The organism is Lonsdalea quercina subsp. quercina (assembly GCF_000688695.1).
Classification (GTDB): domain Bacteria; phylum Pseudomonadota; class Gammaproteobacteria; order Enterobacterales; family Enterobacteriaceae; genus Lonsdalea; species Lonsdalea quercina_D.
Genome location: NZ_JIBQ01000007.1, coordinates 61,050 through 72,522 on the forward strand (window position 1 = coordinate 61,050; position 11,473 = coordinate 72,522).

9 protein-coding genes are annotated in these 11,473 nt (G+C 54.8%); 3 read left to right on the forward strand and 6 right to left on the reverse strand.

Features of this window, described 5'->3' with window-relative positions:
- Positions 1 to 605: 605 nt before the first annotated feature.
- Complete coding sequence (locus tag SB13_RS17865) at positions 606 to 749, reverse strand: hypothetical protein (RefSeq protein WP_160168633.1); 144 nt, start codon at positions 747 to 749, stop codon at positions 606 to 608.
- Positions 750 to 1,246: 497 nt separating this feature from the next.
- On the opposite strand from SB13_RS17865, the gene SB13_RS08050 reads away from it, so the two are divergent.
- A complete protein-coding gene (locus tag SB13_RS08050; protein ID WP_026739852.1) occupies positions 1,247 to 2,587 on the forward strand; it encodes an anaerobic C4-dicarboxylate transporter in 1,341 nt (446 codons plus the stop codon).
- Positions 2,588 to 2,704: 117 nt separating this feature from the next.
- Here SB13_RS08050 and cuyB read toward each other — a convergent pair whose 3' ends face one another.
- The 3 genes from cuyB to SB13_RS08065 all read right to left on the reverse strand — a co-directional run bounded on the left by cuyB (position 2,705) and on the right by SB13_RS08065 (position 5,711).
- A complete protein-coding gene (cuyB, locus tag SB13_RS08055; protein ID WP_026739853.1) occupies positions 2,705 to 3,427 on the reverse strand; it encodes a cysteate racemase in 723 nt (240 codons plus the stop codon).
- 2 nt (positions 3,428 to 3,429) lie between these two features.
- Positions 3,430 to 4,440 carry a D-cysteate sulfo-lyase gene (gene cuyA, locus SB13_RS08060; RefSeq protein ID WP_026739854.1) on the reverse strand — a complete coding sequence of 337 codons (1,011 nt, stop codon included), beginning with the start codon at positions 4,438 to 4,440 and terminating at the stop codon, positions 3,430 to 3,432.
- Between the two features lie 248 nt (positions 4,441 to 4,688).
- A complete protein-coding gene (locus tag SB13_RS08065) occupies positions 4,689 to 5,711 on the reverse strand; it encodes a malate/lactate/ureidoglycolate dehydrogenase (RefSeq protein WP_026739855.1) in 1,023 nt (340 codons plus the stop codon).
- A gap of 277 nt (positions 5,712 to 5,988) precedes the next feature.
- Between SB13_RS08065 and SB13_RS08070 the strand changes: the two genes are divergently transcribed.
- On the forward strand, positions 5,989 to 7,026 hold the full coding sequence (locus SB13_RS08070; RefSeq protein ID WP_026739856.1) for an ABC transporter substrate-binding protein: 1,038 nt from the start codon (positions 5,989 to 5,991) through the stop codon (positions 7,024 to 7,026).
- A gap of 207 nt (positions 7,027 to 7,233) precedes the next feature.
- On the opposite strand, the gene gltP is transcribed toward SB13_RS08070, so the two are convergent.
- Both gltP and cbl read right to left on the reverse strand, forming a co-directional pair.
- Entirely contained in the window at positions 7,234 to 8,544 is a 1,311-nt protein-coding gene (gene gltP, locus SB13_RS08075; protein WP_026739857.1) for a glutamate/aspartate:proton symporter GltP, read from the reverse strand.
- 654 nt (positions 8,545 to 9,198) lie between these two features.
- On the reverse strand, positions 9,199 to 10,155 hold the full coding sequence (gene cbl, locus SB13_RS08080) for an HTH-type transcriptional regulator Cbl (protein ID WP_026739858.1): 957 nt from the start codon (positions 10,153 to 10,155) through the stop codon (positions 9,199 to 9,201).
- Positions 10,156 to 10,349: 194 nt separating this feature from the next.
- Here cbl and SB13_RS08085 point away from each other — a divergent pair, with 194 nt between their 5' ends.
- Positions 10,350 to 11,312, forward strand: a complete 963-nt coding sequence (locus tag SB13_RS08085) for a DMT family transporter (RefSeq protein WP_026739859.1) — start codon at positions 10,350 to 10,352, stop codon at positions 11,310 to 11,312.
- The last annotated feature ends 161 nt before the right edge of the window (positions 11,313 to 11,473 follow it).

Consider the following 11,473-nt stretch of genomic DNA (forward strand, 5'->3'; position numbering starts at 1 on the left):
ATAAAATTCATTGCGATAAGAACTAAAAAATATCATCTGGAACGTCATGTTATTTTTATAACCCCAGGCGGCCAGGAGGGGAGTGAGATGTGCTCGCGCGGCACATCATGGAGACTGTTTTTTCCTGTTTAGCGGAGAAAGCGAGGGCTCCGCTTAAAATCACAAGGAAGAGTCGAAGTGTGGAGGAGTGCCATTCGGTTCCCCCCATCCCCGCGTTATTTCCCATGTCACGATAATCCGTTTTGCGTCCGCCCTTTGTCGGTCATAGGCCAGCATTCCCCCCCCCCTTTGGCACGCCCATCGCCACCGAAAAAACGCCACCGCTCGTGTCGGGGACAATGAGAGAGTCAGGACACCCCAATGAGACGCGATGCAAAGACGAAGTGACAGGATGCCCTCCTCCATAGACGTTAAAATAAGGAGATCGTGTAGTTGGCCGCTGATAAAGGAATGCCCCTTCTTCACTCATAAAGCCTAACGGGGGACATTGCCCGATAAAGTGCACATCGCGAGATTGAAGAAACGCGTTTTTTTGTTTTGACCTTTCCCGTAATCCTAATAAAGGACAATGATGAATAAACGCGTCAATACCGAATGACTATTCCTTAAGTGCTCTCCTGCAACGCTATTGATGGGGTTATCTGATCCGCCTCCATAACCTGAATAATGGAAATCTCATTCATTTTATCACTAAAAAAACTTAACCCGTGCAGGCCGACACTACCACCTGACATGTTCTTCTCTTTCATCCTCACGCGGATTCCTTTCATTCTTCCTTTCTCTTACGGGCAGCCCTCATGACGCGCGCTTAATGGAATTGACTTTCCACAAAACACACAAATAACCAACAAAAACAGAAACATATGAAATATTGGCGATATCGACTTCTGTTTTGATAAATATGGCTTATGAATAAAACTTCATTCGATACAAAACAAAAACATCATTTAAACAAAATAAAAACAAGAAAACTCACTGATACCTTTGAATAGCAAAAGAATGAAACATGCGAACTCACTCTTATAAATCGCGCGAATACAGATAGGTTAATTTACTTAATTAAGTAAATTAATCAAGAGGCGCTTATTATTGAGAGCCACATCCCTTATTTAACGCAAAGATTGAGAAATTTTAAAATTGGAGAGATAGATCAAAAAATCAGACGGGATGCGATATCTATAGTACCCGCGACAAAAGTAAGTCAATTTTAATTAACGCACTCGTTTCTGTGAGTAATGAGGATTCTATGGACTTTATCATTCAACTGGTCATTGTCCTGATCTGTCTATTTTACGGCGCAAGAAAAGGTGGGATCGCGCTAGGATTACTAGGCGGTATCGGGCTGGTCATACTGGTCTTCTTTTTTAAACTCGAACCGGGGAAACCTCCCGTCGACGTTATGCTGGTTATTATCTCCGTCGTCGCGGCATCGGCCACGCTACAAGCTTCCGGCGGGCTTGACGTCATGCTGCAAATGGCGGAGAAAATGCTGCGGCGCAACCCCAAGTATGTCTCCATCATCGCGCCTTTCGTGACCTGTATTCTGACTATTCTCTGCGGCACCGGTCACGTGGTTTACACCATTTTGCCGATTATCTACGACGTTGCGATCAAAAATAATATCCGTCCGGAACGGCCAATGGCCGCCAGCTCCATCGGCGCTCAGATGGGCATTATCGCCAGCCCGGTTTCCGTCGCCGTTGTCTCGCTGGTAGCGATGCTGGCCAACTTTACGTTCCACGGCAAACATCTGGAATTTCTCGACCTGCTGGCCATCACCATCCCCTCCACCCTAATGGGCATCCTGGCTATTGGTATCTTCAGCTGGTTTCGCGGGAAGGACCTCGATAAAGATCCGGAGTTCCAAAAATTCATTTCCGTACCGGAAAATCGGGAGTACGTCTACGGCGACACGGCCACGCTGCTGGACCGAAAACTGCCGCGCAGCAACTGGATCGCAATGTGGATTTTTCTGACCACCATTGCCGCTGTGGCGCTGCTGGGGGCGGTGGAAGAGCTTCGCCCGGCCTTCGACGGTAAAGCGCTGTCGATGGTGCTGGTCATTCAGATGTTTATGCTGGTGTCCGGCGCCTTGATTATCATCATCACCAAAACCAATCCGGCCTCTATTTCCAAAAACGAGGTCTTCCGTTCGGGCATGATCGCCATCGTCGCCGTGTACGGTATTGCCTGGATGGCGGAAACAATGTTCGGCGCGCACCTGGAGCAGATTAAAACCACCCTCGGCACGCTGGTGGTGGAGTATCCCTGGGCCTATGCGCTGATCCTGCTGTTGGTGTCTAAGTTCGTCAATTCGCAGGCCGCCGCGCTCGCCGCGATTGTGCCCGTCGCATTAGCCATTGGCGTCAACCCTGCCTATATCGTGGCTTCCGCGCCTGCCTGCTACGGCTATTATATTCTTCCGACCTATCCGAGCGACCTGGCGGCCATTCAGTTTGACCGTTCAGGAACGACGCATATCGGTCGTTTTGTGATTAACCACAGCTTCATTCTTCCCGGCCTAATTGGCGTATTCACCTCCTGTGCCTTTGGATGGGTTTTCGCCGCCATGTACGGCTACTACTGAGTCACACCGTCACGCCGACACGCTCTGAGGTCGGAGCCCCTCCCGTCAACATAAAAAAACCGCCCGGCGTCATCCTGACCGGGCGGTTTTCCATTGCCACAATTGCCACAATACGTGTTATCGAGATGACGCGCGGGACTGCTGCCAGAGTTCAACGCATGCCTGCGCTAATGCCTGCGTTGTATCAATGCTGCGCGTCTGCCACCGTGAATTGACGGCGGCCAGCGCGGGAGCAACCTCCGTGCAGGCCAGGATCAGCCTGGTTGCGCCTCGATCCGCCAGCCTTTCGGCCAGCTGCTCCAGCAAGACACCGCCTTCGACGAGTTCACCACGCTTGACTGCGTAGCATCCCGGCACAAACAGTTCTTCCATCTCCTGCGGCGTGGGCTCCAGCACGTCGTTGCCCGTAGCAGCCAGACGTTGCTGATACCAACCCGCGCGCAGCGTACCCTGTGTGGCAATCAGTCCCGTCACCTCCGGCGGCACGGTGACGTGCTCACGCATCGCTGCCAGCGTGGCGTCCGCGATATGCAGCATAGGCGCACGGCTGGCCGCCGCGAGGGCGTCGAACCAGTGGTGCGCCGTGTTACAGGGGATCACGATATGGCTGAGCGGCAACTGATTGAGCGCTCGTATGGCCTTCAACAACACCGGTAGCGGCGATGGTCCAGTTCCCGCCAGCGCTTTTTGCCGATCCGGGATTTGCGGCACATTCCAGACGACCAGCGGGACATGATCCTGATCGCGGTCGGCTGGCGTCGATACAATAATTTTCTGCACCAGATCGGCCGTCGCCAGCGGGCCCATGCCGCCTAATACGCCGATCAGACAGTCGGTCACGTTCAGCGCCCCTGCTGTTCGAAGAACTCACGGTAGCCAAACAGCCCGGCCGAACCGCCCGTATGAATAAAGACGACCTGCTCGCCTTTCTTGAAATGCCCTTTCCTGATGAGATCGATCAGTCCCGCCATCCCTTTGCCGGAGTAGACCGGATCGAGCAGGATCCCTTCCAGGCGCGCCAGCAGTTGGAGTGCCTCCCGCGTCCCCTCGTTAGGGATGCCATACCCTTTGCCGACATAGTCGCTGTTAGCCTGTACGGCGGCGCGGGGCAGCGCCTCATCAATCCCCAGACGCTGCCAGATCTGCTGCGCCAGACGATAGACATTCTCTTCCTGCTTCTCTTTCGGCGCACGTACGCTGATACCCAACACCGGTATGCCGCTGCGAACCGCCGTCAGTCCGGCGACCAGCCCCGCCTGCGTGCCGCTGCTGCCAGAGGCATGAACGATATGATCGATGCGCAGACGCTGCTGGCTGGACTGAAACAGCAGCTCTTCCGCGCAGGCGACATAGCCCAAGGCGCCCGTCACATTAGAGCCTCCGCCGGGAATGACATAAGGGCGGTGACCTTCTCGACGCAGCTCGTCCGCCAGCGACTCCAGCGCTTGCTGCATGTCGGTGCCCGCGGGCAGATGGTCGACGATCTCTCCGCCTAACAAATTATCCAGCAGGATGTTGCCCGACCGCTGATAAGGCTCGCCGTAGTCCTCAACCCGTTTTTCCAGCAGCACTTTGGTTTTCAGCCCGAGCTTCGCCGCCGCGGCGATGGTCTGGCGCACGTGGTTTGACTGCGTGGCGCCCTGCGTCAGGATGATATCGGCTTCCTGCTGCAACGCCTCCGCCAACAGGAACTCCAGTTTGCGTGTTTTGTTGCCGCCCGTCGCCAGACCGGTCGCGTCATCGCGCTTGATATAAATCGTCGGTCCGTTGAGATAGGCCGTCAGGGCCGGCAAGGGTTCGAGCGGGGTGGGGAAATGCCCCAGTGATAAACGTGGGAAACGAGCAAGATGCATCTTATTCTCCTCAAGAAAATCGATATCACGTTCTATTTAGAAGTGGTGTGTGTCGTCTGCGTCATGGCGCCAGGCAACCTGATGAATAAATGCAATAAACTTTAATGCGTCGCTCAATCAGAAAATAACGGGATGCGCCTGCTATTACGCGCCAATGCCGGTCTTCATCGTTTGTCAGGCGTCATTCGACATAAAAGCGAGAGTTCCGACTCAAACCGCGCTGCGACGCACGCCATCGTCATTAATCATCAGGCGACCTGTGTTTGTAGCTGGCTCAATTGGCCCCAGCTGGTGTCATCCACATAAATCCCCTCTTCCACCCGCTGGCGATAAGCGATCTGTTCCGGTTCGCCCGGCAGCAACAGTTCGCCATCTTCGCGGGATTGCCGGATCCACTCCAGCAGTAAGGGGATTTCCTGCTGATAGAGCGCGTTTCCACCCAGCCGATCGGGGTCGATCAGAATGGAGAGCATGCTGTTGATGATCTGGTTCCCTTTCCCGGTGGCCGTGCGCTCATTGCTGCCGCCGGTTAATACCGCGCCCAGCAGCGAGCAGATGATGGCCAGGCCGGAGCCTTTATGCTGCCCGAACGCCAGCAGCGCGCCGGTGGGCTGCTCCATCAGCCAGCGAGGGTCCACCGCGGGGTGGCCCTGATTGTCCACGATGCAGCCCGGCGGCAGGAGTTTGCCCTCATTCCATGCGATGCGGGCCTTATTACCGGCAATCACGCTGGTGGCAAAGTCCAGAATCACCGGCGCTTTACCGTCAACGGGAATGCCCGCGCAGAATGGATTCGTGCCCAACCGGGGCTGGACGCCCTGCCACGGCATCACCACCGGGCGGTTGTAGACGTTGGCGAAATGTAGGGACACCAGTCCGGCGTCCGACGCTTGCTCCGCCCAAGCGCCGATGCGCCCAAGATGATGCGCATCCGCCAGCCCAACCACGGCGACGCCGTGTTCTTGCGCGCGCTCAATCCCCTCAGCGATAACCTGCCGGGCGACCACCTGACCGAAGCCATGCTGACCAGCAAAAGAGATCAGCGGCCCCGCATCCAGCGTTTTCTCCGCCACGGCGTGGGGGCGCAGCCCACCATCACGAATAGCGGCGATATAGCGAGGCAGCATGCTGACGCCGTGCGAATCATGCCCTTTTAAACTCGACTCCACGAGGTTATCCGCAACCAGACCGGCGACTTCTTCCGTCACCTCAACCGCCAGCAAACATTCGCGCAGATAACCGCGTAAATAATGATGAGAAAAAACGGGCATGACATTTCATTCCAGGTCAATAGACAGAGATGAATATCATGCACCGTATTTTTTATTCGATAAGTCAAAAATAGTGCTTTGAATAGAAGCAAATTCGCTAAGCAATATTCAGGCTTTCTTTTACCGAGATTCATACAAATAAAATACCGATAAATTATTCCAAAATAACATTTATAAAATTCACTCACCTGCTCATAGCATACGCAGACTTTCTTTTCGTCCGGCGGACGCTGCTTCGTTTTTCTTTATTTTTTTATTTAATATAAGTGAGAAAAATATGAATTCATCAGGCAATCAAAAAAAGACGGGATTTACCGGACGACTGGCGGCGTTGACCTTATTAGCAGGCCTCGGGCTAAGTTTCGTCCCCCTATCCGCAAAGGCGGAAGGCAACCTCCGCATCGCTCAGCAGTTTGGCATCGGTTATCTAATTCTTGACGTGGTACGAGACCGGCAGCTCATTGAAAAACACGGCAAGCAGCAAGGCGTGGATATCAACGTGGAATGGCGTACTCTCTCCGGCGCCACCATTATTAATGAAGCGTTACTTTCCGGTTCGCTCGACGTGGCTTCCGCCGGGGTACCGCCCGCGCTGACCCTGTGGGACCGAACCCGCGGTCGGCAGAACGTAAAAGCCATTGCTTCGCTGGGCTCCATGCCCAACTTTCTCCTCAGCAACAATCCTGCGGTAAAAACAGTGCGAGACCTGAGTGACAAAGACCGCATCGCCACTCCCGCCGCGGGCGTCGGCTTCCAGTCTCGCACCTTGCAGATTGAGACCGCCAAGCTGTTCGGTGATGAAAATTTCAAGCGTTTCGACACCATCACCGTCAGCTTGCCCCATCCGGATGCCAGCGCCGCGCTGACCGCGGGCGGTTCTGAGATAACGGCCCACTTTTCCAGCCCGCCGTTCCAGTATCAGGCGCTAGAGAACCCGAAAGTCCACAAGATTCTGAGCTCTTACGACGTGCTTGGCGGTCCCGGCTCCTTTAACCTGTTGTACACCACCCAGAAGTTCCATGATGAAAATCCCAAAACTTACCGGGCGTTTTACGATGCGCTAAAAGAGGCCGCAGACATCATCAAGGCGGACAAAGCGGCCGCGGCGGAAACCTACCTCCGCGTGGAGAAATCGCGCCTGCCGCTGGAGCTGGTGAAGCGGATTGTCGAAGACCCTGAAATCGACTTCACCGTGACGCCGCAGCGAACCTATGTGTACGCCGAGAAGCTGTATGAACTGGGTATCCTGAAGAATAAAGCCGCGTCGTGGAAAGATTACTTCTTCGAAGAAATTCACGATCAGCCGGGCAGTTAACCGCCCCATCGCGGAAAAAACGAGGCTTTAGCGTGTTCTCGGTTCACACGTCTCTTACCCAAGCCGGGCGTGGGATGATAGTGGCGAGGCAGTAGAGCCAGTGGCGCATGTCTAAGGCATAAAAAAACGCAGCGGGACTGAGTCACGCTGCGTTTTGAACGGGACCCCACCGGCTTCGGCGCAATCCCGCGATGAGGAGCAAGAATATCAGTGGGCGGCTTTGGAACTCAGTCCGCGAATTTCACGCTCGTAGGAACGCGCTTTTTCCGCATCGAACTGTCCTTCCCACTTGGCGATAACCAGCACGGCCAGGGCGTTACCGACCACGTTCAACGCGGTACGCGCCATATCCAGAATACGGTCGACACCCGCGATAAAGGCCAGACCTTCCAGCGGAATACCCACGCTGCCTAGCGTCGCCAGCAGTACGACAAAGGAGACGCCCGGGACACCGGCGATCCCTTTAGAGGTCAGCATCAGCGTCAATACCAGCACCACTTCCTGGCTAATGGTCAGGTCAATTCCGTACAGCTGCGCGATAAAGATAGCCGCAATACTCTGGTACAGCGTGGAGCCATCCAGGTTGAAGGAGTAGCCCGTCGGCACCACGAAGCTGGTGATGGCTTTTGGCGCACCATAAGCTTCCATTTTTTCGATAATGCGCGGCAGAACTGTTTCGGAGCTCGCCGTGGAGTACGCCAGAATCAGCTCGTCTTTTAGAATACGGATAAGCATGCTGACTCGCAGCCCGCAAATGCGCGCCACCAGACCCAACACCACCAGCGCAAAGAAGACGATCGCGCCGTAAACCATGACTACCAGCTTTGCCAGCGGCCAGAGCGAAGCGAAACCGAAGTTGGCGACGGTCACGGCAATCAGCGCGAAGACCCCAACCGGCGCATAGCGCATGATCATATGGGTCACTTTAAACATCGTTTCCGATGCGCTGCGGAAGACGTTCAGCAGCGGATCACGCTGTTCGCGCGGCAGAGAAGACAGGCCCAGACCAAACAGCACGGAGAAGAAGATCAGCGGCAGCATGTCCCCTTTCGCCATAGAGTCGAAGATGTTAGGCGGAATGAGCGACAGAATCGTCCCGACCAGGCTATGCGCGCCGCTCTGTACCTGTTCGGTGGTTTTCTCATACTGTGAAATATCGACGCTGGTCAATGTCGACATATCGATGCCGTGTCCCGGCTGGAAAATATTCGCCAGCGTAATGCCGAGAATGATCGCCACCGTCGTCACGACTTCAAAGTAGAGAATGGTTTTCAGACCGATACGGCCCAGCTTCTTGGCGTCTCCCACACCAGCGATCCCGACCACCAGCGTGGTGATCACAATCGGGACCACAATCATTTTGATCAACCGAATGAAGATATCCCCGGCCGGGCTGAGAACATTGACGATCAGCCAATGTTTTTCGGTCGGATGTTCATGTAAAAAGGCCCCAAGGGCAATACCAATAACCAGGGCGATGAGAATTTGCCACGCCAGGCTAATTTTTTGTTTTTTCATATCACTTTCCATTTCCTGTGCTCCGATCCTCGCAGGCAACGGTTCTACCGGCGCCTCACTCCATCAGCGGATGCTGAATATGTTCAGACGAGGGGGAGGTTACAAAGATGAGGTGGTTTTTATTATCGCAGCGGCCGAATGAGGCAAGCTGTCTATTTATTATGCAAATAGTTATTCACTTAAACCGAACAACTATTTGTATTTAAAAACAAAATCGCTGTTTTTATCAACAACGCATCTTGTCTAAGTTATTGTTAAAGCGGGGATGCTACTATCCCAGGTGGGTGAGATCAAGCCAATCATAGATAAGCGTTTTCATAATTATGCTGTTAAGCAATACGATTTTTCCTGCTTTGGCTACAGAAAATTCAGGAATATCAGTGCTATTTTTTAGCGCCATTAAGAATATAAAATCACTCTGCCTCGCTGTAAAAAAGTTGAAAAAAGGCCGTGATAGGGCCGCCAAAAGACCTCCAAGGCTTTTTCGCGCGGATGAGGATGATGTCAAAGTCGCCGGTCGAACAGGAAGGACAGGGGTGATATTCGGATTGTCGAGCAACCCGTGTCAGGAATAGAACGCGGATAACGACATCACTGAAGATAAGACGACGCGAGCGGACAAAGGTCTCATTCGCCGGCGTCGTCCGTCAGACGTCAGATCTGATAATCGATGACGCTTTCGTTATCGCTCTCGGAGAAGACCCGTTGTTTGATCTCTTCCAGCGTCAGTTCCGGGTTGCAGAGTTGGATGAACTGCCAGGTATAGTTGCGCTGCAGCTGACCGCGTTTGAGTCCTAACCAGACGGTATTCGCCTCGAACAGGTGCTCCGCTTCAATGCGCACCAACCCGGCATCGCGTACGGGGTCGTAAGATCTGTCCGCCAAAATCCCCACGCCTAGGCCTAATTCGACATAGGTTTTGATGACGTCGGAGTCCTGCGCGCTGATGGCGATATGCGGGGAGAGTCCCGCGGCGATAAACGCCCGGTCGATGCGCGAGCGGCCGGTGATGCCCTGCCGATAGGTGATCAGCGGCACCGTGTTGAGTTTATCCAGCGTGATGGGGCTGCCGTCCGCCAGTGGATGTCCTGCCGGCACCAGAATCGAGTGGTGCCAGCGATAGTAGGGAAAGGCGGCCAGCGACGTCGTATTCATCAACTGCTCAGACGCGATGCCGATATCCGCTTCGCCCGAGGCCAGCATCGCCACAATCTCTTCCGGCGACCCCTGATGGAGCACCAGCTGCACCTGCGGATATTGCGCCTGAAAAGACTGGATCACCGAGGGGAGACTATAACGCGCCTGGGTGTGCGTGGTGGCAATCACCAACACGCCCGCGTCGTTGTCACTGAATACGTTAGCCAACCTGCGAATGTGGTTGGCATCGTTCAGGATGCGTTCGACCATCACCAGCAACTCTTTCCCTGGCTCTGTCATCCCCAACAGACGTTTGCCGCGCCGGATGAAAATTTCGATGCCCAGCTCGTCTTCCAGCTCACGAATATGACGGCTCACCCCTGACTGAGACGTGTAGAGCGTGTTAGCCACCTCGGTCAGGTTATAGTTGCACCGTGCCGATTCCCGAATGATTCTCAGTTGTTGAAAGTTCACACTTCGCTCCGCCTTTGTGCTACTTGTTAGCACTATTCATACGAAGTAATGTTATGCCGTACAAATAAACAAAATTTCCTACATATAACTTTTAAAGATATAGAACAGCGCGAAACGAGTATGCCCGCCCGACAGGCCGCGACGGACGGCCCGCTGCGCGCATCACCGCAACGTCATTCATCAGGATCGAGACTGTGTTATCGGGAATTTTTTTTGCGCTATCCGCCGGATTGATGTGGGGACTCATCTTTATCGGCCCTTTGATTATCCCCGACTATCCTGCGGCTCTGCAGTCTAGCGGACGCTATCTGGCTTTTGGACTGATCGCCCTGCCGCTGGCTTGGCTCGACCGCGGCCGACTGAAAAAAATGTCTCGCGGCGACTGGCTCGAGGCGCTCCGCCTGTCGGCCGTCGGCAACCTGCTCTATTACCTGTTCCTCGCCAGCGCGATCCAGCGTACCGGCGCGCCGGTTTCCTCCATGATTATCGGCACGCTGCCGGTCATCATCGCCGTCAGCGCCAATCTGTTGTACGGCCGGGAAGACGGCCAATTGTCCTGGCGGCGGCTGGCGCCGTCCCTACTGTTGATTATCATCGGGCTGGTGCTGGTCAATATTGCCGAGCGTCAGAGCGCAGCGGAATCCGTGCCGCTGCCGCGCTATCTCAGCGGTATCGTCCTCGCGCTGCTGGCCGTCGTTTGCTGGACCTGGTATCCGCTGCGCAACTCCCGTTGGTTGCGGCAACACCCCTCGCATCATCCCATGACCTGGGCTACGGCGCAGGGCATCGCTACGCTGCCGTTGGCTTTCGTGGCGTACGTCATGGTCGGCGGCTATCTGGCGCTGACTTCGCCCTCTTTTTCCCTGCCTTTGGGGCCTCAGCCCGAACGATTTATAGGGTTAATGCTGGCCATCGGCCTGTTGGGGTCCTGGCTGGGGACGATTTGCTGGAATGCCGCCAGCCAACGGCTTCCGACGGCGTTGATGGGGCCGATGCTGGTGTTCGAAACGCTCTCTGCGCTGGCCTATACGTTTATGCTGCGCCAAAGTTGGCCGCCGGGGATCACGCTGGCGGGCATCGCCTGTCTGGTCTGCGGCGTTATCAGCGCCATGCGCATCAAGCCGCAGCCCATCGTCAGCGCCGACGTCATTCACTAACAACCTCCCCCCACTTCCTACTCCGACCGAAATCAACGAGTTCGAGCGCTCGCCATCCTTTGAGGAAACACCGCGCGTCAATCGCGCCTTCCCTATGTTGCCGCCCCGTCTTCACCTGACCGCGCGCCGCTATGACGACGATCAGTAAACCTGTCGCCCGC

Coding starts and splice junctions, on each gene's coding strand:
- SB13_RS08065 (WP_026739855.1), bottom strand. CDS start 5,711: ATGCCCGTTTTTTCTCATCATTATTTACGCGGTTATCTGCGCGAATGT.
- cuyA (WP_026739854.1), bottom strand. CDS start 4,440: ATGCATCTTGCTCGTTTCCCACGTTTATCACTGGGGCATTTCCCCACC.
- SB13_RS08070 (WP_026739856.1), top strand. CDS start 5,989: ATGAATTCATCAGGCAATCAAAAAAAGACGGGATTTACCGGACGACTG.
- gltP (WP_026739857.1), bottom strand. CDS start 8,544: ATGAAAAAACAAAAAATTAGCCTGGCGTGGCAAATTCTCATCGCCCTG.
- SB13_RS08050 (WP_026739852.1), top strand. CDS start 1,247: ATGGACTTTATCATTCAACTGGTCATTGTCCTGATCTGTCTATTTTAC.
- SB13_RS17865 (WP_160168633.1), bottom strand. CDS start 749: ATGAAAGAGAAGAACATGTCAGGTGGTAGTGTCGGCCTGCACGGGTTA.